Annotated in this window: 25 protein-coding genes; 10 read left to right on the top strand and 15 right to left on the bottom strand. The window is 42.5% G+C overall.

Annotated features, from left to right (window positions below; genetic code table 11):
- Nucleotides 1-309 (bottom strand): hypothetical protein (locus tag CJP72_RS21305; protein WP_162383303.1); only part of this gene is annotated, 309 nt, incomplete at its 3' end.
- 141 nt (nucleotides 310-450) lie between these two features.
- The gene (locus CJP72_RS21300; RefSeq protein ID WP_162383302.1) at nucleotides 451-984 is read right to left on the bottom strand and encodes a hypothetical protein; all 534 of its coding nucleotides are present in this window, start codon (nucleotides 982-984) and stop codon (nucleotides 451-453) included.
- 310 nt (nucleotides 985-1294) lie between these two features.
- Here CJP72_RS21300 and CJP72_RS26140 point away from each other — a divergent pair, with 310 nt between their 5' ends.
- Nucleotides 1295-1900 carry a DUF2441 domain-containing protein gene (locus tag CJP72_RS26140; protein WP_162383301.1) on the top strand — a complete coding sequence of 202 codons (606 nt, stop codon included), beginning with the start codon at nucleotides 1295-1297 and terminating at the stop codon, nucleotides 1898-1900.
- Here CJP72_RS26140 and CJP72_RS21290 read toward each other — a convergent pair.
- The 7 genes from CJP72_RS21290 to CJP72_RS21260 all read right to left on the bottom strand — a co-directional run bounded on the left by CJP72_RS21290 (nucleotide 1894) and on the right by CJP72_RS21260 (nucleotide 8115).
- Nucleotides 1894-2208: a hypothetical protein gene (locus CJP72_RS21290; protein ID WP_162383266.1), complete on the bottom strand. Its 315-nt coding sequence runs from the start codon at nucleotides 2206-2208 to the stop codon at nucleotides 1894-1896. The genes CJP72_RS26140 and CJP72_RS21290 overlap by 7 nt on opposite strands.
- Nucleotides 2209-2248: 40 nt before the next feature.
- Complete coding sequence (locus CJP72_RS21285) at nucleotides 2249-3001, bottom strand: antitermination protein Q (protein WP_162383300.1); 753 nt, start codon at nucleotides 2999-3001, stop codon at nucleotides 2249-2251.
- On the bottom strand, nucleotides 2998-3144 hold the full coding sequence (locus CJP72_RS21280) for a YlcG family protein (RefSeq protein WP_162383305.1): 147 nt from the start codon (nucleotides 3142-3144) through the stop codon (nucleotides 2998-3000). Before CJP72_RS21280 ends, CJP72_RS21285 begins: the two co-directional genes overlap by 4 nt.
- Complete coding sequence (locus CJP72_RS21275) at nucleotides 3144-3455, bottom strand: Ref family recombination enhancement nuclease (RefSeq protein ID WP_162383299.1); 312 nt, start codon at nucleotides 3453-3455, stop codon at nucleotides 3144-3146. Before CJP72_RS21275 ends, CJP72_RS21280 begins: the two co-directional genes overlap by 1 nt.
- Nucleotides 3456-3556: 101 nt before the next feature.
- Complete coding sequence (locus CJP72_RS21270; protein ID WP_162383265.1) at nucleotides 3557-3799, bottom strand: hypothetical protein; 243 nt, start codon at nucleotides 3797-3799, stop codon at nucleotides 3557-3559.
- 321 nt (nucleotides 3800-4120) lie between these two features.
- Nucleotides 4121-5677, bottom strand: coding sequence for a hypothetical protein (locus tag CJP72_RS21265; RefSeq protein ID WP_162383298.1), 1557 nt, complete (start codon nucleotides 5675-5677; stop codon nucleotides 4121-4123).
- A gap of 566 nt (nucleotides 5678-6243) precedes the next feature.
- Nucleotides 6244-8115, bottom strand: a complete 1872-nt coding sequence (locus CJP72_RS21260) for an NACHT domain-containing protein (protein ID WP_162383297.1) — start codon at nucleotides 8113-8115, stop codon at nucleotides 6244-6246.
- Nucleotides 8116-8592: 477 nt separating this feature from the next.
- Here CJP72_RS21260 and CJP72_RS21255 point away from each other — a divergent pair, with 477 nt between their 5' ends.
- Complete coding sequence (locus CJP72_RS21255; protein WP_162383296.1) at nucleotides 8593-11322, top strand: NB-ARC domain-containing protein; 2730 nt, start codon at nucleotides 8593-8595, stop codon at nucleotides 11320-11322.
- Between the two features lie 239 nt (nucleotides 11323-11561).
- On the opposite strand, the gene CJP72_RS21250 is transcribed toward CJP72_RS21255, so the two are convergent.
- Genes CJP72_RS21250 through CJP72_RS21230 form a run of 5 tightly spaced genes read right to left on the bottom strand, consistent with a single transcriptional unit; the run spans nucleotide 11562 to nucleotide 14340 of the window.
- Nucleotides 11562-12545: a helix-turn-helix domain-containing protein gene (locus tag CJP72_RS21250; protein ID WP_162383295.1), complete on the bottom strand. Its 984-nt coding sequence runs from the start codon at nucleotides 12543-12545 to the stop codon at nucleotides 11562-11564.
- Nucleotides 12542-13360 (bottom strand): Rha family phage regulatory protein, encoded by an 819-nt coding sequence (locus CJP72_RS21245; protein WP_162383294.1) that lies wholly within the window; start codon nucleotides 13358-13360, stop codon nucleotides 12542-12544. Before CJP72_RS21245 ends, CJP72_RS21250 begins: the two co-directional genes overlap by 4 nt.
- Complete coding sequence (locus CJP72_RS21240; RefSeq protein ID WP_162383293.1) at nucleotides 13357-13614, bottom strand: DUF4222 domain-containing protein; 258 nt, start codon at nucleotides 13612-13614, stop codon at nucleotides 13357-13359. Before CJP72_RS21240 ends, CJP72_RS21245 begins: the two co-directional genes overlap by 4 nt.
- 13 nt (nucleotides 13615-13627) lie before the next feature.
- Nucleotides 13628-14101, bottom strand: a complete 474-nt coding sequence (locus tag CJP72_RS21235) for a toxin YdaT family protein (RefSeq protein WP_162383292.1) — start codon at nucleotides 14099-14101, stop codon at nucleotides 13628-13630.
- Nucleotides 14101-14340, bottom strand: a complete 240-nt coding sequence (locus CJP72_RS21230; protein ID WP_162383291.1) for a Cro/CI family transcriptional regulator — start codon at nucleotides 14338-14340, stop codon at nucleotides 14101-14103. The genes CJP72_RS21235 and CJP72_RS21230 overlap by 1 nt, the downstream gene beginning before the upstream one ends.
- An 87-nt stretch (nucleotides 14341-14427) precedes the next feature.
- Between CJP72_RS21230 and CJP72_RS21225 the strand changes: the two genes are divergently transcribed.
- Nucleotides 14428-14829: a helix-turn-helix domain-containing protein gene (locus tag CJP72_RS21225; RefSeq protein WP_274597012.1), complete on the top strand. Its 402-nt coding sequence runs from the start codon at nucleotides 14428-14430 to the stop codon at nucleotides 14827-14829.
- A 297-nt stretch (nucleotides 14830-15126) separates the two neighbouring features.
- On the opposite strand, the gene CJP72_RS21220 is transcribed toward CJP72_RS21225, so the two are convergent.
- Nucleotides 15127-15705, bottom strand: a complete 579-nt coding sequence (locus CJP72_RS21220; protein WP_238340141.1) for a hypothetical protein — start codon at nucleotides 15703-15705, stop codon at nucleotides 15127-15129.
- 217 nt (nucleotides 15706-15922) lie between these two features.
- On the opposite strand from CJP72_RS21220, the gene CJP72_RS21215 reads away from it, so the two are divergent.
- The 7 genes from CJP72_RS21215 (at nucleotide 15923) to CJP72_RS21185 (ending at nucleotide 20194) form a co-directional block, all read left to right on the top strand.
- The gene (locus tag CJP72_RS21215; RefSeq protein WP_162383289.1) at nucleotides 15923-16231 is read left to right on the top strand and encodes a hypothetical protein; all 309 of its coding nucleotides are present in this window, start codon (nucleotides 15923-15925) and stop codon (nucleotides 16229-16231) included.
- Nucleotides 16224-16412: a hypothetical protein gene (locus tag CJP72_RS21210; protein ID WP_162383264.1), complete on the top strand. Its 189-nt coding sequence runs from the start codon at nucleotides 16224-16226 to the stop codon at nucleotides 16410-16412. The genes CJP72_RS21215 and CJP72_RS21210 overlap by 8 nt, the downstream gene beginning before the upstream one ends.
- Nucleotides 16327-16554, top strand: coding sequence for a DUF1482 family protein (locus CJP72_RS26410; protein WP_446714986.1), 228 nt, complete (start codon nucleotides 16327-16329; stop codon nucleotides 16552-16554). Before CJP72_RS21210 ends, CJP72_RS26410 begins: the two co-directional genes overlap by 86 nt.
- Before the next feature lie 300 nt (nucleotides 16555-16854).
- Nucleotides 16855-18690, top strand: a complete 1836-nt coding sequence (locus CJP72_RS21200; RefSeq protein WP_162383287.1) for a hypothetical protein — start codon at nucleotides 16855-16857, stop codon at nucleotides 18688-18690.
- Nucleotides 18690-18896 carry a hypothetical protein gene (locus CJP72_RS21195; RefSeq protein WP_162383286.1) on the top strand — a complete coding sequence of 69 codons (207 nt, stop codon included), beginning with the start codon at nucleotides 18690-18692 and terminating at the stop codon, nucleotides 18894-18896. Before CJP72_RS21200 ends, CJP72_RS21195 begins: the two co-directional genes overlap by 1 nt.
- 60 nt (nucleotides 18897-18956) lie before the next feature.
- Nucleotides 18957-19178 (top strand): DUF4224 domain-containing protein, encoded by a 222-nt coding sequence (locus CJP72_RS21190; RefSeq protein ID WP_162383285.1) that lies wholly within the window; start codon nucleotides 18957-18959, stop codon nucleotides 19176-19178.
- Between the two features lie 2 nt (nucleotides 19179-19180).
- Entirely contained in the window at nucleotides 19181-20194 is a 1014-nt protein-coding gene (locus CJP72_RS21185; protein WP_162383284.1) for a tyrosine-type recombinase/integrase, read from the top strand.
- The last annotated feature ends 102 nt before the right edge of the window (nucleotides 20195-20296 follow it).

Below are 20296 nucleotides of genomic sequence, written 5' to 3'. Positions count from 1 at the left end.
TTTCATCTCGAATACCCATGCCAGGATCCCAGCACAAACAGAGCCTCCGACCAGAGCGAGAATAATGGCCACAGAACCAGGAAGAATTTTTACGCCCATCACTGGCGGGAGTTGTGGTATCCAGGGTCGAACCAGGTAAAACAGCAATACGCAGGTTATAGCGTCAGCGCAGCGTTCCCGGATTCGACCACCGCCGTACATCCAGCGAGCTAATTCACCCAGGACAACGATAAAGAGCAACTTCATCCACTCCGGAGGATTACCCATCAACTGAGTGAACCAGTCAGCGATACTTGATTTGTATGGCATGGGGATTTCTTCCATAAAAAAGCCCACCAGGTTCGCAAACGAGGTGGGCTATTGATTTTGTATTGGTGATTCACAATGCCGAGATAAAAAAAACCGGCACAAGCTTAGACCGGGTTGAATACTTAATGCAGGGAGATGGGACTATCCTTTGCACTGCTGCAGAAGATTCATTTTGATACAGCTGCAGACATCATCATATTTGGGGATGTTCTTGGTGTTGGCGATCTGGAATGAACGACTATCAACCCATACAGAAAGACATCCGAGTAGCTCACCAATTTCCACCTTCTGGGACAGGTATATCATTGGATCGCCTTGCCTTTCACCACCAACTGCAACTTGTAAAGTGAAGCCAATTCTCGGTGTTAACGACTCCCCCACGGCAATGCCAGTTACGGGATTTTCTTCACCGGCAACTGAACTGACACTGACTCTTGGCTTTTCCTCACTCCGGACCGCGCTACCAAAAAAAATGCCATCCCAATCCTCAGCGCGATAGGTCAAAGGTTCGCTTGATAGTGATTTTTTGAACTCTTCAACAAGTATATCAATCTCTTTTCTAAGCTCGATTTCTAAAGACTTATGACGTTGATAGGTTTCCGAAAAAGCCTCTTTTAAGTCCTGATAAGTAATGCTCATGCCGTCTTTCCATGGTTCGTGAATTTGAATGCGCATATTCAGGGCCTTTAATTTAAAAAATTATGATTGAACTCAATGAAGCAGGTAAGGTTTCATTACTGTTTGTAAGGTGGTGTGCGTCTGGAAGATGGCGCTTAAAACGGAAAAAAACCGCGCTGGCGGGTTCAATTTTATGCTACTACCGCAGTTTTTCTGCAAATCCCACGAACGAGATTAACCATGGGATTTGCGGAAAGTTGCCGAAAATGCGGATCGAAGTTTGCCGCTATGGTGTTTTCTAGCGACATTTTACCTTGACTGATATCGTGACGCTGTAAGGGTACCCACATCCAACTGGAGGTGATTTGTGATTTTTGGTAATGAGGAAGCAATCGGCCCTAATTATTATTCTGGTATCGGAAAAAAATATTTCACTGTTGATTTCAGTAGAAGGCTTAAGCCGGACAGCATCGTATCCCTTTCCGTATTTCATCCAGAAAATGAGCACGAAGATAAATTTTTAAACAGTATGTTTCCTGCTGGAATTTCCAGACATGGTTATAACTACCTATACAATTCAGGTCCCAGAATGGACGAGCGCAGCGAGGAAAGTGAAGCCCTGATGATGGGACTTATTATGGAACATACGCGTAAAGCATACTTCCCAGAAAAGGTGTCCAGATATCAATGCCTGTTTGCTTGTGAAACTCATGAGGAGGCAATGGCCTACCGTGCTGATCAAGCGAAAACAGAAGAAGAAAAAATAGCGCCAATTTATGAAGTTTACACCCGCGAAAATGTTCATAAGGGGGATATGAATCTCATAAATATAGAGTGCACTATCCTTGAGCTATATCGCCGTGTACATATTTATTGGACCTCTGACTCCAGCCAGATTCATGATGACTACACACCGTTTTGGGAAATACTTCTTCCATTGCCGGTGTTTGTCGCCAAAGAAACAAACTATTGACTCTCCCTGATACGGCGTGATGCTGCTTTAACCTCATTATTAATCAGCATCACGCTGCCTTTACCTTCTGCAAAGTGTGAATTCCCTGATTCAAGAACGTCCAGTGCATTCCGTAACTTCTCAATAGCACCAGATGTAGATCCCGATGAAACGCTGAGAGAAAACTCTCTCACGTCATCTGCATCAACCCTCAACAAAGAACGAGGCATATCATTCTCCAAAAATGAAAAAACCCCGGCGAATGCCGAGGCTTTAAAATCAGTAACGTCACAGGCGTAATACCCCAGCGTTAGAATCAGCGTATCCATTTTCCGCCACTTTTGCAATGGCATAGTTTCAATATGGCTATTATCCAGTCACCGCTTTCAGCATCCTTTCAGCGCAGGACTCTTCTACATGGCAATGCGTTACCAGGCGATCGAAAAATAACTTATAGTTTCGGCGCCATGTTGTTTCAGGAATGCCCAGCGCTTTAAAAATCTCAGAATCCTTCAATCGTGGATACCCACGCCCGGCGCAGCGCTTACACTGCGAATAGACCGGTACACCCTGAAATTCTGTTTTCTTTTTGTCGAGTACCTCACCGCGCCCACGGCATCGGCATTCATTCCGGGTGCGCCCCTTCCCTCCACAAGGTTTGCAGATAACGCGGATTTGCTCGCGAACTTCACGCGGTCCCTGCCTGGTTCCTGAAATACGTACTGACTTCATCGTGAATACCTCAGCATCAATGAAACCTGACCCTACACAGTGATCACACTTAATTTCACTGGCAGCACTGAGCGAATAATCACGGAAAACAAACTCCGCCAGTGTGCGCAGGAAGATGCGCCGCTGGTGTGCTGTCATTTTTTGTAGCGTGCGATTTTTCTTTCCTCGCTCGAGCGCCAGCTGCTCGATGTAGTTTGTGATGTTGTCTACCGGCAGAACGCCAGCCTTTGCCAGATAAAGCTCAATGCCGATCGCTGATTTAGCGGCAGCCATCCCAAGTGATGCCATCACATCAGTGATGGTCAGCGTTTCAGCAGTAATTCCGCACGGTACCGCGCCAGGCATCATGGATTTAGGAGAAAAATATTTAACGATACTTTCGAGGTTCATACTTTTGGCTCCCGCGTCATGAGTCGATGGGCGTAGTTTTTGATAATTCGATAATCGGTCAGGACAGAACCAGAAAAGCGATATACGCGCAGGCGCAGCCACTTTTCACGCAGCGATAAAATAACCAGCTGATTGATGATCATCATTTTGCCCCTCCCAGCTCATAAAGAACCTGTCCGAGGAGGTCGGTTTCAGTGCCGTATTTCATTTCCCAGGTTTTGGGGCAATCGTGATATGAAACGCCAACACCATGAAATTGATGATGTGCAGGGCAAAGAGGGATTGTTTCGAAATGACTGGAGCGCTGACCTGCACCCTGACCGGTTCTGATGTGATGAATAACTGCAGGGGATTCACCGAGACCTTCATTGCGGCAAACAATACAGCCCAGCGCCACCACGCGGTCAAGGTGCCTTTGCTCGGTTTTGGTTTTGTAAGTGCGCTTTTTGCTCATGCTGTACCACCTGCACGAACAAAAGCACCGCCCTGAACAGGACGGCGAGAATAGGTTACTTCAGTTTTATGCGCCATCGCGTACTCCGGTTGGCGCAGCTTTTACTCAGTCAGGGTGTTCAGCCCTTCAGGGATTATAGCAATGGAATTCTTTTGATATCCAGACATCAATTCAGCTTCCGCCAGCATCCTAAGACTGGTGACGAACTCATCAGGAGCCAGAGCAAACCCGCTGTCCACTCTTAGCTTATCCATATCAAATAAAACCGGACCGGTTAACTCACGCAAACCGGGAACCAGGGACTCCGGAACGTAAATCACTATCATGTTTTCGTTAATTGACATGTTGTTCATCCCAAAGGAATGATGTTCACCTTTTCGGGATTTTCCGTTTTACCTTCCAGCGCTGAAAATTCAGTTTGTTAGAATCGCTACGGCTTCGGTAGCCATCTGTTTAGTCGGCAATTTTAATCATTGATGATAAATCCCAACTTCTGTCTCCCCGCGGTGTTGCCGACTTTGCCTCGAAGGGTACCTGAGTGCCTGAAGCTGACGTTTTCTAAATCGGATTGTCATAGTATATGGAGTAAGGGTCACACACTAAAAATTAATCCCAATTATTTATACTTTTTACTCCAACTCTATCATTGGCTTCAATAAACGAATTCAATCAGGATTCTTTTTGACAAAATCGGTAAATTTCTTGACTATTTCCTTCCTCGCAGCGTTATCGGCCAAAATTTCATTAATAACATTCGGCAAATCTTTTAAGAACGCATTTGCTCTCTGTTTACAGATTTTTCGACCATTTAGATTCTTGACGAACTTAACAATGTTGGATTCGTTAATGTCTTTAACTTCGGACTTCTTGACTTCATTGCGAAGATAGGCCCAAAAATTATCGCTCGAAAGTTTGCTTTCGGCAGTCTGGATGTCATCAGCCAAATCATAAAAATCTGGGATGACTATATCATATAAACTCATATATTCCATAAGGCTTTCAAAATCATTACACAAAACTTTATTTAGCAATTTCATCTTTCTAAATACTGGTATTTCATCAGAAACTGCCATGTCACAAACTGGCAGGAGGTCTAGCATTAACATAATTGCTTCCTGTTCTATGTCTGCTTCAACTAATTTTCCGTGAGCAACAATATTTCGTATAACAGGGAACTTGAAGGAGTAATATTCAAAATAAATGAAACTACGGATACTATCTTTCAATATTCTTAGCTTTTCATTGATTGATGATATATCAAGCCTTGATTCATCAATTCCTAATTCAGTACATATGTCGTGGAATATACCTTCAATTTGCATGGGGAGCATATTAACAACTGACACATAATCTTCATTCTTATAATGACTGATGATGACTGAGAGGACATCGCGCCTTTTCCCTATAATATGACTAGTTAAAAAATAACCTTCTATTTTATCGAGTGCACAGTCAAGTCCTTCAATCTCACCAGAAATGAATCTTTTTGCGAACTCATAAAATTTTTCTTTGTCATTTTTGTAGAGGTTGTTAATTAGAGTGTATTGAGGTAAAGGTAAATCTAGAAATTTGTTCGACATAACAGTCATTTGTTCAACATCAAATGAATCTAAATTAGAGAACATTATCCCGCGAGAATAGCTATAAGGCATTGGACCAGTAAAAAAACCCAACATTGGTAGCGTTGTATAATGATGTTGACATTTTAATAAAGCATAATTCTCCAGATCTTCTGATAAAAACTTTAAAATTTCGTCTTTAGCAGATTGATTTTTATCTCTGTAGTACTCATATAAGTTTCTGTCATAACGCTCCTCACCATTTAACCAGCCGGATATTTTCTTTTTTTCCTCAAGCCCCTTAAGGTGAGCATTAATTAGTTTGAGTTGACTGTCGATTTTTTGCAGATCATCACTGGCGTGATAGAATAGGTTTAAAACCATATCGCGAGGTTCTTTCTCTAACCCCACATACCACTTTGCAATATATTTATAAAACTCGTTTTCATCTTCAGTCACATCCTGCATGCCAGACTCATTGATGAAGTTCAGGCGAACCTGAGAGAAATCAATTTTAAATGAATTTAACCCCAAGGTGTAATCAATAAATTGCCGTCCAATCTGCCTCAGTGTCATGCGGCTTTTATTGTGTTTTTCAAATGCATCATACGAAAGATGGTATAGTTCACCAATAGTTATTTCTTTGAGTTTTTTCTTACTCATAATCTCACCATTATAATTATTTCGTCAAATACAAAACTTAACAAAATCATATCACATTTTATGAATGTTTATATAACAAATTGAAAAAACTTAATCGTATCATATCGCAACAATGTTTTCGTGATTAACTATTAGTCTATTGGAATGGGGTAATAGTTTCGAAAGAGAAGTAACCTGACGACAGTATAATATGTTATTAACTTTACAATGCGCAACTAAATATGCCAAAACATTGTCATGACTTAAGTTGTATCATGACCATCCCTGCTGACAGATGCAAATTTTTCGTTGTAATGTCATCATTATGAATAAGCATCAAAAAGTTGAATGTCTTTTCTTTGCTCACCGCGGACCTTTAGCTCAGTTTGCTTGTCCGCTCCGTGCCAGAAGCGGACGATGCCAAATACCAATAGGGGCTGGTCACTATAAATATGAATGGTATGATTACGCGGAATACATACAAAAAAGTAGGATTTAATAAATTAATATTTTATATAAACTAAGGAAGGGACTAATTAATTGTATCAATTAGCCCTGCACCAATAATTTCAGGAGTATAATCTATTTCAGATTTCTCGTTTGATTTCAAACTCTTTGTATAATGCCTTCGCCTTTTTTTTCTTCTCTTTAATTAATGGGGTGTAAGTGCAGTGATAGTATTCAGAGGCGGTTTTTTTTAATAACTTAGCTAAATCTTCAAGTAAATTGTTTTTAATTATAAAACTAGCAAGGTTAATTCTAAAGCTCGTTACAGAGGTTCTTTCTGTCAGTGGGTTAGCAACGCTGGAATAATCATATTTTTCGAGTTCAGAAATATGAAAGTCGTTATTTGCGGCATCTAATATAAGATCATCTAAAGTGTCATCAATAACTCGCAGCCCACCAGTCATAAGATGCAAGACGTCAAGCCCAAGTTCTTGAGAGATGAGTTCAATTTCTTGCCATGATACTTGTTCATTGTCGATGCTCTCAGCGTATAAGCTCAACCTTTCGGTTTTTTTAATTATAAAATGGCAAACATCATTTAAATCAGCGTTTGCAATGACTGCCAATCCTAATGTTTCGAAGTATTTTATAGAAATTTGCTCTTGGAATGCATCTTTATCTATATAATGTAAGAAAGTTAGCACGTTATCGAACTTATCATTTGAGGATAAGTTTTCTGTAATCGAATCGTAAAATTTCATTTTTATTTCTTTGGGAAGATTACTTATAGTATAAGCGGCATGGTATTCTTGTACTGACTTATGGAGGAAGACATAACGGTCTAAACCATCTTGCTGAATCAAACAAGTAATATTGATGATGTCATCTACAAAAAGCTCGCATTCTTTTGTGTTAATACTCGCAGCGTTGAGTGCTTTTTTTGCATATTTTGCCAGCGATATTGTATCGAATTCAAAAACTTCATCTTTCATCGAAAAATAGCACAGGGCAGAAAAACACCATAGTGAATCATCTGTGTTAAGTGTTGATTTACGTTCACGGGCCCAAGATTTCATCCTATCATGCTTGAGATAAAGAGTAATGTATAACTTATTATAAAACTCCACAACATTACTTGGTAATTCATCCCAATATGGATAACATACATATAAGAGGTTTATCAAGATAGGTGTTTTAAGGGTTTCTTTGAGTTGAGGATTGTCACTAATCACACTAGATAATTCATTAAATTCAGTTTGATTGGATAATACTTTTAATATGCCAAGTTGGCTTTCCTCGTTCAACTCTTTAACTATCAAGTTATTAATGGATGTTTCTCTACACACCTCAGTTTCTGGGCGACTTGTAACTATAACATGGCAATTATATCTAATGTTTAATTCTTTTATCTGAGACAATATTTCAAGCCTTGAGTTAGCTTTTACTTCATCGAACCCATCAAGCATTAAAATAATCTTTCCTGATTGTAAAAGTAGTTCAACATGGTTATTCGAACGATCTATATCAACACCAAGCGACTCAAGTGTTAATTTGAAAAAATCTAATATAGTCCCTTTTTCTACTCTTCTTAGCTCCAAAAAAAATGGGATTCTGTTTTTGAGTTCTATTTCATTTAGAAATAACTTTCTTAGTATGGTGCTTTTACCTTGGCCTGCGATGCCCACGATGTTTAAAATACGAGGGTGAGATATAATACAGTCATCATTAATTATGATTTCATCGTTATTTGCTGCATTTTTTATTGTTAAAGGAAAATATATATCACCAAGTAAAATATCATGTTCTCGCTGGTGGAGAGTTCTCATCCGTAGCGCATTGGATACATGCTTCTCTATATATTTAGTTCTAATTTCAGATTGGTCTAATTGTTCAATTATTCCAATAGAGTCCTCAGTCCCTTTAAGCCATTTAGAAGAAAGAAGTTTCTCGGTCATAACTTTTACCGCTTCGCCAGTGCCACTGACAATTATTTGAGCAAGTAATGGATCCATGTTGTTTTTCTCATCACTAGAATTTTTATAACCTTATCCCAAAAATGAAAAATTTTAAATCCTATTAACGAAAGTACCTACGCTCGTCACATTGGGGTTAGATGGCAGACGGTTTATGACTGGGTAGTGAAGGATGAAGTAGTTATGCCCGGTAGCGAGTTAATCTGCACTACTTTGTTAGTCATCTTTTTAGTTGACAACTCTACCTCTTGGCCCCTGATGGCATAAAATCACTTCCGTTCCTCGCTCTTAGCCGACTTTTAAATTTAACAGCGTCTTGATACAGCGGACTATTTGGTGATCTCTAGACTAACCCAAGGTTCAGCTCGGCGTTAACCTTGCTGCACCCTTCCTGATTTTTTCCTGCAATTTTGAAGCCTGCCCCCCCCTAAAATTGGGGGTTTATGAGCCAACAAGCTCCCCTCTCTGATTTACGTGCCATAATGCCCCGATTAATTGATTTGTATCGGTACTTATATGGATTATATTTCTAAAAAAATTGGTGAAAAATCTGATTTAAACGTATTCACTGGGAATTATCGAGATGCTGCAACTCAGGAACAATCTCGATTAGAGTATGTATTGCTGCTTATACTCGGATATCTTTGGAATAAAAATATTTCGCGCGTTAGTGATGATGCAAAGTGTAGTTGCTATCAAGGCATTGTTAGGCCATCCATCGGTAGTATTTTGAGTTTAGCTAGAACTCTGGATATAGATGGTGAGATTTTTGGAAATAAAAAACTTAAAACATTCAGAGATAGTATCAATACATATCCAACTATTCGAAATGAATTGATAGGTCACGGGTTCTCTTTTGAGGACAACTCAGAGAATCTCTATACTATTTTTTCCGATCTCTATCAAGCGATAAAAGACGATGGACCAGTCTTTCTAAAAAGTGATATCGATATCATCAACGTGATTGCATCTGATGATAATGTATCTAAAGGAATTAGATACAAACCCAATGGCGAATACTCCCCTTGCTCCATTTCACAATCCGCAGTCAAACTCGAAAAAAATATAATATACATCCACCACGATGGTGTGTACCATCAAATATCTCCATTTATTAAAATCAACGAAATAGACGAGTTTTATATTTTTTCATTTATAGATGACAAACTCGCATCAAGAGCAACATTCAATCAATTGATAAAGACCAATAGAGAATACTTTATTATTGATGAACTCATTGGCGGTGGAATGGAAATAGACGAAAGGAGAGTTAAGGCACCAAATGGAACAATTATTAATAGTTTTGAAAATAATTACAAAAAATATATTGATACAGCAATCGTCAAAAAATTAGTTAAGTTTCTGAAAGAAAACGCATCAACAGTTTTCTCTACCGTTTGGGGACATGGTGGCGTGGGAAAAACCGCATCCATTCAACGAGTGTGCGAAGTTTTACTCAGTGAAGATAGAAAATTTTTTGACTACATTACATTTGTTTCGGCTAAAGATCGTAAATTCAATTATCATACTGGTGTTATTGAAAGAATGACTGGTAATGTAGACTCTTATGATTCTGTCATTAGGTACATTAATAATATTGCATTTTGTACTGACACATCTGACCCTGTAGAAATTATAAAATTCCAAGGTAAAATGCTCATAATCATTGATGATTACGAAACATTTAATCCCAGTGAAAAAGAAAAACTCTTAGAGTTCATTAAATCTTTAGATATTAGCCATCATAAAGTTGTAATCACGACAAGATCAGCTAGCAACATAACTGGCGAAGAAATTGAAGTCAGAGAACTTTCACCAACCGAATCATTAAACTTCTTTGATAGCGTACTTGAGAATGAACTCTCAATTGACCCTTCATTGTATAAAAAAGGGAAAGAAGTAAATGCACTGGCAGAATCCATTCACAACCTGACCAGTGGCAGGCCATTATTTATATTCCAAAGTGCGCTTATTTATGGAGAGTGTGGCTCAATTCAAACTATGCTCGACTCCCATGTAAATACTGAAAAAAACGCAATAGAATTCCTATACGGAAGGATCAAAGAATATCTTTCCGCTAGTGCGCTTAAAATTTTTGGAGCTATGGGACTACTCACATCAGAAAGTGATTTGAGTAATTTACTATCAAAAATTCAATACATTCTTAATATGGAGAAGGATGATCATAGTTTTGAAAAGGCTGTTGAAGAACTGGTTAAATTGAAAATTATTACAATCGTCGATAATAAATATTTTAAGGTCTACTCCAGTGAGATTGTAACACTCATGAGACAATCATTCCAGGATGATGGTTCTGTAACTAGTCGTCTTCAGCTAATAGGCAGAGATAAAAATTTAGATAATAATCTCTCACTTCTTAATGATGCCGACAACTCTCGCCTTACAAAAAAATCAAGTGAGGTTATCCAAAAATATCGTTCAATAATTTCTAGAATTGCGACACCAGTTGACATAAAAATACAGGCTATTATTAATCTAGCCCAATACCTAGTAGAGGATACTGGGAGTTATGACGAAGGAATTGCTTTACTTGAGGATAACCAACATGTATACAACTACTCGCCAACATTCGTGAAAACCTATGCAACATATCTTTGGCGTGGCGATAAAAATGAAAAAGTCAAAGCAATAAATTTAGTAAGTAATTTACTTCGGCTTGATTCCTTTACCGAAAAAAACGAGAAACTCGATTTTCTCTGTGTCCTTATGAGGTACGAAGCTACATTTTGGATTGATGCCAGAGAGGAATTAAAAGATAGCTATAGGTTGAAAGAAATAACAAAGCCTGAATATGACAAGGCATTTGCAGATCAACGCCAAGAATTCTACAGGATTCATAATTACCCTGGCATTGAAGTTTACAACTGCATAAAAAACAAGGAACTAGAGGGATTTGAGCATGACATAAAAGTAAAAGCCTTAAATGGTTTATCATACTTTATAGAAGTGTGTCTGCGACGTCATCAATTCGATGAAATAGATGAAGCTTTGACCTATGTTTTCAATATGCTTAAATACAACTATCATGATATTTTCAAGAGAAAAGTTGAACGTATCAATCGCGCGCGCCCCAATAATAAAAAACATTATGACGATTATATTAAACCCGGGAGCATCGGAGATAGATTCGAGGCAGCTCGGTTGGGCGCTAAAAAGAGTGCAAATCTTGGTTCATTTGGTGACATACTTTCTGCTGCAATTAATGATGCTGGATCTCCCTCGTAAGGGGGAGATATAAAATTATTTAAATGGTTTAATCGAATGAGAAATGGATGAAAATTTTTTGACCAGCATGTCTCGCTATACACCCAACTGAACGGCAACCCACTGTTAATCAACTATGACCCCACTAATTTAGTAGGGTCATAGTCGGTGGTATGAGTACATGCATACCCTAATGAAGCTTTTTCAGAAAATTTCACGACCATACGGGGATCAGGATCGTCTCCATATACTTATCCTGCTTAAACTCGAAAGCCGGAACGCGCTGCAGCCGCAAGGTCGTTTTGATAGTATTCATCATCAAAATCTGCATCAATAACACTCCCGTGCGAGACATTGACCGGCGACAGCTTGAGGGATAATTCATCCCATTTTTCGCGTAGTTTTGATGGGCTCAGGACGTTCTTGCACCAGAATGAATCGCTCTGCACGCGTTTAAACAATTCGCAAATCTGCCGATGGCTACGCCCGTCGATGGCACGCATCAGGCGGATCTCATTCGCCCAGGTATTCCAGTTGGGGTCTTTAGGGCGCGACACTTCGCCATCCGTTTCGGCAGCTTTCTCGTAGAGTTTTTTAATACGGGAGAAAATCCACTCAGCGCACTGGTGATCTTCCTGTGTACCCCATTTTCCCTTTCGAATCGGTTCAGGAACCGGGGATGAATTTTCACCGTCAGGGAATTCGCCAGAATTTTCGGACATAGCGATCTTTTTATCTGATGGATCTGTATTTGAATTTACTGATGGATCCCCGCCAGATTGTGGAGGGTGAAAACCCTCTTTTTTGTCGTATTCTGACGGGTCGGATTTTGACTGGTCATATTTTGATGCATCAGATTGTGGAGGGTGAAAATCCTCGCTTTTGCTGTTATTTGACCCTCCACATTCTGACGGGTCAGATTCTGGCGCGTCGGATTGTGCCTGGTGCGGTCTTGCGGCTGCGTATAGTTTTCCCACATTGAGCTGGTAAACGTTGGAAGCATTACGATTACCCTTCCTGCGTTGCTTTCTGGTTAGCCAGCCGTCTTCTTCAAGTTGTGCTATCGCTTTGCGTACCGTGCTGATGCCAGCGCCAGTCTGTCTGGCAATCGTTTCAACTGATGGCCAACACACACCATCGTCGTTACACCAGTCTGCAAGACGAGCCATAACCGCTACATTGGGTAATTTCATGCCTGACGCCGCGCAGCCGTCCCACACGTAGCTGGTGAGCTTATTGCTCATGAGTCACCCCGCTTTCTGGTGCCAAAAGACAGTGATTTAAGATCATCCGTATGAATAACCAGATATCCCTGCCGTTCGGCCATCTCGAAAAAAGTCTCCATGCAGCAGGTATATTCGCCCTCCCGAACCGGACGGGAGTCCACCACAACGCCGTTCTTCAGGGTCAGAATGATTTGGGTGTATTCAGGCATGGTGCCGGAGGACAACTGTGCTTCCATCGCGTCAAAGGCGTTGATGTAGCTCTCTTTAAGGTGGGCGGCTTTTTTTCCAGTGAAGCCCATAGCTAGGAACATAAATCCGGATCTGGTGATTTCGTAGCAGGGAAGCTTGCGGCCTATAGCGTCGGTGTATTCATTGACCTTAAAATTAAGGGCAATGAAATCTGGAGAACATTCCAGCGTCTGAATTTTTTGAATGATGTTATCGTGACGCTTAGAGAAGTAAGCCGCGACAGCCAGTGACGATGTCACCGCACGACCAGAGATGAGGGTAATTTCAGGTTGAGCAAAGCTTGGGACTGTAGCCATGATGGCAACCTCGGATTCAGGTGAAGATAACTCACCACCGAAGTTTCCACGCTTACTGGTGGTGAGACGTACAGGGGTGGAAATACCGGGAATCCAAGAAACCGGCCAGCCCGAAAGCTGCCCTGCACGCCCCACCATAATTTTGGTATAGCAATGCATTTCGCACAAAAAAACCGCAGAGCGCGGTTGTGCGCTTGAATATTCCGGGTTTCCACGCCCGGCAACGGATTTTGCCGTTGCCAGAACAGTGTAGCGCCCGAAATTCTGAGAATCAATATGCAGATTCATAGCTGCACCTTCTTAAACTTCAAATTGAATTCTCTGCGACTTCTCTCGCAGATGTCCCGATAGCCTTCGTAGCGATACATCACCCGAAGTTGTGAGGCTCTGATAATCGTCACCATGCGCCCGCGTTCGTTGCGGTACTTCATACCTGGAATTAATTCACCAGTACGATCTGACGACTCAGTCGGCGCGTTGTGCTTCATGGCGTTTTTCATGCGATCAATTAAATCGCTGGCTAATTCCCGGCTAGTACGCATGGTTGCCTCCGGTTTATACGATGTGCGGTCCCGCGGTTTTAAATTGAATGGTTAAGCCGCATGCAGCAGCCAGTGCTTCAATCGCTTCAACGCCTTCTTTTCGAATCACCTGCAACGGTTTACCTGTCAGCAAAGCGCTGGTTGCTTCGATACATTCCCTATTAGCAATGGCTGCCCGGGTGCACATATCGGTTTGCTCTTCCAGTTCAGCGTCCATAGCGGCGCGAATTGCAGGTGCCAGCGCAGCTGCCTGGCGGCGATAGTTCGGTGTGTCATTGCGAAAGGCGCGCTGAATGATCTGCGTGTTGTTGTGTAAACGACGGGCGTATTCTTCCAGACTGGTGATATTGGCCAGGCTTTCCAGCAGCTCGCAGTGGTGATGCTCTGTAATCAATGGCGTGATTTTCTTCCAACCGCCCTTCTTTCCATCCTTAAGCGCCCACTCTTCCAGTTCTATCGCCAGTGTTTTGATCTCGTTGAGTTTCATCAGTCAGGTTCCTTCTGTGATACAGGGGTAATCTGTTTACCGACTCGTTTAGCCTGGCGGTAGCGGTCGTAAACGTCTTTGTCGTAGCTAAGAGCACCACCAGATGCTTCTACAAGGCGATGCGCACGAGCTTCCGGGACCAGTTGCCCCCATTTGTAAAGTGACTGCAATTCGACACCAGCGGCTTTAGCCAGCTTTGTCTTAGTGCCGAAAAAATTAAGTGCTTCACACGTGAACATGTGACCTCCGTTTTGTTAGTCATGACTAACAAGCTAGACGTTAACAAAAACATAGTCAATAAGATTTAGCATTAGCTAACTATGGATATGAAAAACATGACGATCGGAGAGCGCATCAGAGCTCGTCGAAAAGAACTCAAACACACTCAGAGAACGCTGGCCAAGGCTCTGAAGATTTCCCATGTGTCCGTATCTCAATGGGAAAGAGATGATAGTGAGCCAACTGGGAAGAATCTTTTTTCTCTGTCGAAGGTTTTACAGTGCTCACCAACATGGATTCTTTACGGTGATGAAGATAAAGAACCTGATGAATACACGCCTGAGCGCCCCCCTCTTGATGAAAGACAACAGGAGATGCTGGATTTGTTTGACGCCCTCCCTGAGTCTGAGCAGGAAGCCCAACTTCAGCAGATGCGCTCCAGAGTAATGAATTTCAATAAACTCTTCGACGAATTACTCAAAGCAAGACAGCGCACCACCAAAAAATAAACCCATAAATTACAATTAGATGCTTCATATCGCCAATCAAGTTAGCCATGGCGAACAAATTTCTATTGCCATTTTTGTTAGCTATAACTAATCTACATCTCATCAAGCAATCACACGCAGTGATTACTCAAGTCAAAACGTTCCGCTCACCCAGCGATACAGGGTAAGAAACAAAAAAGCGCCCTTTCGGACGCTTCGCTCTTTAAAAATCTGGAGATCCCCTAGTCTTTCGGGCGTGGACCTGGTTGCGGTCGTTCACTGATGGGTACGTGACCCTGTGTGTCGCCGTGGGTAGTGCTATTTTGTTGCTGAGTTTGCATTTTTTTCCGGGGTGTTTTTACTTCGCGGTAAATCACCTGCAAGCCAGGAAAAGCACTTCTGCATGAGTGTCATTTCATCCGAAGTGTCGTCCAGGCCAAGTTGAATACAAGCTCTTTTGTGAGCTGCAGGTTTCAGTAAACTCCATGGATTCGTATCCACCTCCTCGACTGCAATACGTCTTGCCCGGAGTTGCTCGTCAGATAATGACGGTTCTTCGATGGATAGTTTTAAATATTTCCGGTACTGAGTTTCTGAAATAACTGATGCACGCGAAAATTGAAAAATTATCTGAGTGATGGACAAGGTAGCAATTAGCGCCCCAAACCATGCAATCCCAGATATGAAAGAGAAGACTCCAAGCCCAGAAACTGTGATAGCAAGAGTGATTAATTTATCTAATCTTGCCGTTATCGTACTAAACATCTTTTCAAGATTATGTGAATACGCAATATCGAAAATATCATCAGTTCTGGTCATGTTTATCTTACTCATCTTTTGGTTTTGGTGGTGGTGGTGGCTCAGGTCGTTTAAATGGCGACATGTGCCGTTCTTCATATTCAGAATCCATTTTATTCATTAACGCATTCTCTTATGACCAATGGGGATATCCAGATTAGCCGAACTCTGACCATTGGGGAATAGTCGGATCCGCCGAGCCTTAAGCGGTAATAAGAAAGGCGCATTTATAGCTAAAGCAGGTTTTAACGTCCGGTGAATGCGGTCGCCGGGAAGTACTTGGCACTACACACAGAAGCCTGTTTACTGGAGAGAAATGATGAAAATTATTGCACACGGAAATGCAGGAGTGGAGGCGGCAATTTCCATAGCTGGGACTGCGCTTTTAGCAGGCGTTAAAAGCGTGACGATTGAGCGCGCATCGGTGGCTGTAGTTGGAGCTATTACTCTCGGTACCCTTTCGTTCTGCCCGGTGATTGAGTGTAGCGAATGCGAGGCGACACCATGTCCGTTTGAGCGTCAGTCCACTGACAAGATGACAGCAGCTCAGGCGCTTTATGATGAGGCAGCCAGAAACCTGAGAATTGCAGAGAACAATCTCAGAACGGTGAATGCTCATGGTTAATATGCTAAGTATTCGAAACCGCATAGTTGCAGTTCTGACAAAACAGTCAGTCGCTGAATTTCTAGATGATCAGAAAATGCTGAATGAAGTGAAAAATGAAAAGGCAAAAATCATTTCTGAGGTGGCTCTTAATGACCCAATTATTCGCGCTCGTTTTAACGATTTGCTCAACCAGCACTGATTGCATTGAAGTAATAAATGGCACTTATAGCACTCAGGATAAATGTGAACAAATAATTTTCGAAGAGCGTTATTTTAATGCAGACTGCCGTCCAGTTGATATTGCATTACATCCTGACGGTGTAGTTATCACAAAAAATTAATTTAGATATGCTTGTCCATGCCATAATTGGCAGGGGCTCCTGCAACTAAAAAGCGCCTTCAGTGCGTAATAAAAGGAGACAGAATGGCTATCGAGTGCTGCCCGTACTGTAAAACGTGGGGCGAATCCAGCCTCATGTATAAATCAGCGATAAAGAAATATAAAAGGTTCGAATCTGCTTATTTCTGTAATGCAGAACACGCTATTGCATGGAAAAAGATACATCAACCGATGCCAGCATTAAAAGCATCGGTAAACAAACAGCCCATTCACTTATTTAATAAAAGATATTGAGGTTATTATGTCAGTTGAATTTAAAATATTTGGCAGTGCCTGTTTCGTAAAAGATAAAGCGTTGAAAAAAGACCCATCTTTAAAAACCCTTGCTCGCGCAGTAAAAGCACCAAACAAAGGTGTAGCTGAAACAATTATTGCCGGAAAAATGGCAGAGCACTACCCGGCCAACATCGATGACTATTTCAAAGCCAAAGTGTGGGAGCATGGCGATGATCTTCCACTCCCTCCCCTGGATGAGTTCTCGACGGATTTTTTCGAAACGCTCGCGGTGTGGGATGTGAACTCTGGCAAACCTAAACCATCGGAAACTGAATCGGCTGGCGATGAAGGCCTGCAGGACAATGACTCATCAGCAGTGAATATGAAAACGGTCAAGCTTCTTGGGCTGCAATCCCGCGCAGCTTGCCTTGCTATGTTTGGGCCCATTCAGGACATCACAGAAAACCAGTACGGCCAGATCATTGACCTGATTAACGACGAAGACGGCGGTTTCACGCGGGAGCTGGCTGAAGCAATTTCCCGAGAGCCACGCGTTCTTGAGCTGCTGATGGCTCGCCAGGAAGAATTGCTGGCTTACGTGCGTGAAAAAGCGAAAGAGTCGGCACAATGGACAGATATTAAAAAATTGATCGTCAAATGGCTTGATACGCCTCCGGCTACGCGCGAAACAGTCAACACAGACGGCGGCGCTGATGATCAGAAACAACGCAGTATCCAACTGCGTTATCTAGTTGCCAGTGGTGTCATAGCTCGTTCAATGGATTTCGATATTTCTAGTCGTCCAATTGGTATCGAAATGCGCATTAATGACATATTGAGTGACAAAAATGATACCGAAGTAACTGACTGGTTTGTCCCCTTCTCACGCACACCTGGTGTTTATGATTTCGGTCCTGCAGCCATTGTGGCCATGATAAAAACCGCACCTGAGAAACTTCATGTCTACCCCGCAGAACTCCGCAAATACATCGACAAATGCGTCTCGTCATTTGACTGTATTAATCCGCCTCAGTTAGTCATCGATATCGCCTGCGGTCGCTCAATACTACCCCTGCCTCAGAGGAATGATGAAGCTGGCGAAGCCGGAAGCGGAGCATGGTCTGGACTCAGTGAGGCTGAAATTGCCGATGATATCGATCGCACATTGACAGCTCGCGCAGCTACCGAACGGCAGGAAGCAGAGACCGAAGGTAATGCACAGACTCAAGAGATTGATGGTGATGAAAAATCGGCTAGTAATGCGCTGCCACCTGGCGAAAGCACTCTGGGGGATGGCTCAGAAGCAAATGCCGGTGTAATGGACAATCGCCAGCCGATCACTGATCGCGAAATTGAGATCGCCTTCGCCCTAAATGACCTGCTTTCCGGTCGTACGAGTCAGATTAACTTGCGTCAGGCTGAACACTCTGTTGCCTGCGCTGGCCATCCTGTTTCTTACCTTATCCCAATCATCATGGCAGACATTGAGACAACAGAATTTTGCCTTTCACCAAATTTGAGTGATGACGAAATTAATCTGGCTGGCGCCGTAATTCTTGATGTCTGGTCTGATGATGAAAACATCCGCCAAAAAGAGAGCCTTGATGCCATTGTGGAATACCGCCAGCCTGCACCGCCAAAACCAGTAGTAATTGATCCGCCAGTTATTACCGCCAGGCCGAAAAAAGAAACTGAACCGATGCCAGGCACTGAGATGTCATCCCTTACCTGGCGCCAACAAATCATCATCGCGGCAATGCAAGGCATGTGTTCGAACCCAGCTTACAGCGGCACTCATGACGATATTCCGTTTATGGCCGTGGCTCTGGCTGATGGCGTTATCACTGCGGAGTCGAATTAATGGGCACTCAATTAGTTATGCAAACGCTGAAAAACCGCAATATGGAAATTTGCTCCCAAATTGCGCGCTCTGCAGGGATTACGGAGGACAAAACCATTAAAGCCCTGCTTATTCTGGAACAACAAGGTTTCGTCGCCCAAAGAAACGGGTATTGGTGGTTAACACCATCAGGTGAGAAAGCTGCTTTATCAATCAATGATTTTTGACTATCAACCTGTGTCAGCTGTTTCACGTAGTGTAATGGCTGGCCATCGAGAGAAATGGCTATGAGTGATGACGTTTTATCTGATGCTGCTATACAAAAACTCACTGGTTATAAGCAGCCAAAAAAACAGCGGGAATGGCTGTCACGTGCGGGGATCTGGTTTGGAGAAGATCGCAATGGTCGCCCGCGCACCACATGGGACCACGTTAACAACCCCATTTCACTGAGACTGGCGGCTCAGCGTAGACCCGAACTGGATACCCCTAACTTCGATGCGATGTGAAAATGGCCGGAAAACGGAAGAACCCAGCAGACAATATTTACCCTCCCCGAGTTTATCGCGGAAAATCAAAGTTTGAGTTTCACCCGGCGACAGGCGGAGCGGTGCAGCTCTGTCCGCTGGATTCTCCGGTTTCCCTAATCTGGGCAAAATATGAGGCGGCGTTAAAAAATATTCAGGAAAAAACAAACCTGTCCGGTCTTATTGATCAGTTTTTTGAAAGTGCTGACTATGCGCGCCTGGGCACTGAAACACAAAAAGACTATAAAAAATATTCTAAAAAAATCATTCCGGTATTCGGGAAAATGGATCCTGATGGCGTGAAACCGCAACACATCCGAAAATATATGGATAAGCGCGGAGTCGTTGCGCCTGTGCAGGCAAACAGGGAAAAGTCGTTTCTCAGCCGTGTTTATGGCTGGGCATACGAGAGAGGTATGGTGGCAGGTAATCCGTGTAAAGGAGTCCGCCAGTTTAAAGAAGAAGAGCGGGAGCGCTATATCACCGATGAGGAATATGCAGCGCTTTACGGCGTGGCGCCGCCTGTTGTGCAAATCGCTATGGAATTAGCTTATCTATGCCTGGCGCGTCAGGGTGACGTACTGGCGCTGCAAAAATCTCAATTGCTTGAGATGGGTATCTTTATCCGTCAGGGCAAGACAGCAGCAAAACAAATAAAGGCATGGTCAGATCGTCTGACTGCCGTTATAGAACTGGCAAAGTCGTTACCCCTCAAACAGGGTTTATCCAGTGTTTACGTCCTTCACCAGCAGAACGGTCGCCGGTATACACGGGACGGATTCAATAGTCGCTGGCAGCAAGCCAGAGAAGAAGCACAAGCGAAACACCCACACCTTCTTTTTGATTTTACTTTTCACGACCTGAAGGCCAAAGGTGTTTCGGATCTGGAGGGAAGCCTGCAGGAGAAGCAGCAAATTTCAGGTCACAAAACGATTACGCAGACCGCGCGTTATGATCGCAAGGTTAAAATAGTGCCAGTGGTTGGCGGTCAGAAATGATTGCATCATGTGCAACATGACGAATTGATGTTAGGAAACATGTTAGGAAATTGGATTTCAGGTACAAAAAAACCACCCGTAGGTGGTTTCACGACACTGCTT

Origin of the sequence: Citrobacter sp. NCU1, assembly GCF_010231475.1 — a bacterium.
Taxonomy (GTDB): Bacteria; Pseudomonadota; Gammaproteobacteria; order Enterobacterales; family Enterobacteriaceae; genus Citrobacter_D.
This window is presented reverse-complemented; position numbering and strand designations above follow the sequence as displayed.

Excerpts from the sequence above, each read along its gene's own strand:
- CJP72_RS21300 (WP_162383302.1), bottom strand. The coding sequence starts at position 984 with ATGCGCATTCAAATTCACGAACCATGGAAAGACGGCATGAGCATTACT.
- CJP72_RS21290 (WP_162383266.1), bottom strand. The coding sequence starts at position 2,208 with ATGGATACGCTGATTCTAACGCTGGGGTATTACGCCTGTGACGTTACT.
- CJP72_RS21285 (WP_162383300.1), bottom strand. The coding sequence starts at position 3,001 with ATGAACCTCGAAAGTATCGTTAAATATTTTTCTCCTAAATCCATGATG.
- CJP72_RS21280 (WP_162383305.1), bottom strand. The coding sequence starts at position 3,144 with ATGATCATCAATCAGCTGGTTATTTTATCGCTGCGTGAAAAGTGGCTG.
- CJP72_RS21275 (WP_162383299.1), bottom strand. The coding sequence starts at position 3,455 with ATGAGCAAAAAGCGCACTTACAAAACCAAAACCGAGCAAAGGCACCTT.
- CJP72_RS21270 (WP_162383265.1), bottom strand. The coding sequence starts at position 3,799 with ATGTCAATTAACGAAAACATGATAGTGATTTACGTTCCGGAGTCCCTG.
- CJP72_RS21265 (WP_162383298.1), bottom strand. The coding sequence starts at position 5,677 with ATGAGTAAGAAAAAACTCAAAGAAATAACTATTGGTGAACTATACCAT.
- CJP72_RS21260 (WP_162383297.1), bottom strand. The coding sequence starts at position 8,115 with ATGGATCCATTACTTGCTCAAATAATTGTCAGTGGCACTGGCGAAGCG.
- CJP72_RS21255 (WP_162383296.1), top strand. The coding sequence starts at position 8,593 with ATGGATTATATTTCTAAAAAAATTGGTGAAAAATCTGATTTAAACGTA.
- CJP72_RS21250 (WP_162383295.1), bottom strand. The coding sequence starts at position 12,545 with ATGAGCAATAAGCTCACCAGCTACGTGTGGGACGGCTGCGCGGCGTCA.
- CJP72_RS21245 (WP_162383294.1), bottom strand. The coding sequence starts at position 13,360 with ATGAATCTGCATATTGATTCTCAGAATTTCGGGCGCTACACTGTTCTG.
- CJP72_RS21240 (WP_162383293.1), bottom strand. The coding sequence starts at position 13,614 with ATGCGTACTAGCCGGGAATTAGCCAGCGATTTAATTGATCGCATGAAA.
- CJP72_RS21235 (WP_162383292.1), bottom strand. The coding sequence starts at position 14,101 with ATGAAACTCAACGAGATCAAAACACTGGCGATAGAACTGGAAGAGTGG.
- CJP72_RS21230 (WP_162383291.1), bottom strand. The coding sequence starts at position 14,340 with ATGTTCACGTGTGAAGCACTTAATTTTTTCGGCACTAAGACAAAGCTG.
- CJP72_RS21225 (WP_274597012.1), top strand. The coding sequence starts at position 14,428 with ATGAAAAACATGACGATCGGAGAGCGCATCAGAGCTCGTCGAAAAGAA.
- CJP72_RS21220 (WP_238340141.1), bottom strand. The coding sequence starts at position 15,705 with ATGAAGAACGGCACATGTCGCCATTTAAACGACCTGAGCCACCACCAC.
- CJP72_RS21215 (WP_162383289.1), top strand. The coding sequence starts at position 15,923 with ATGATGAAAATTATTGCACACGGAAATGCAGGAGTGGAGGCGGCAATT.
- CJP72_RS21210 (WP_162383264.1), top strand. The coding sequence starts at position 16,224 with ATGGTTAATATGCTAAGTATTCGAAACCGCATAGTTGCAGTTCTGACA.
- CJP72_RS26410 (WP_446714986.1), top strand. The coding sequence starts at position 16,327 with ATGAAAAGGCAAAAATCATTTCTGAGGTGGCTCTTAATGACCCAATTA.
- CJP72_RS21200 (WP_162383287.1), top strand. The coding sequence starts at position 16,855 with ATGTCAGTTGAATTTAAAATATTTGGCAGTGCCTGTTTCGTAAAAGAT.
- CJP72_RS21195 (WP_162383286.1), top strand. The coding sequence starts at position 18,690 with ATGGGCACTCAATTAGTTATGCAAACGCTGAAAAACCGCAATATGGAA.
- CJP72_RS21190 (WP_162383285.1), top strand. The coding sequence starts at position 18,957 with ATGAGTGATGACGTTTTATCTGATGCTGCTATACAAAAACTCACTGGT.
- CJP72_RS21185 (WP_162383284.1), top strand. The coding sequence starts at position 19,181 with ATGGCCGGAAAACGGAAGAACCCAGCAGACAATATTTACCCTCCCCGA.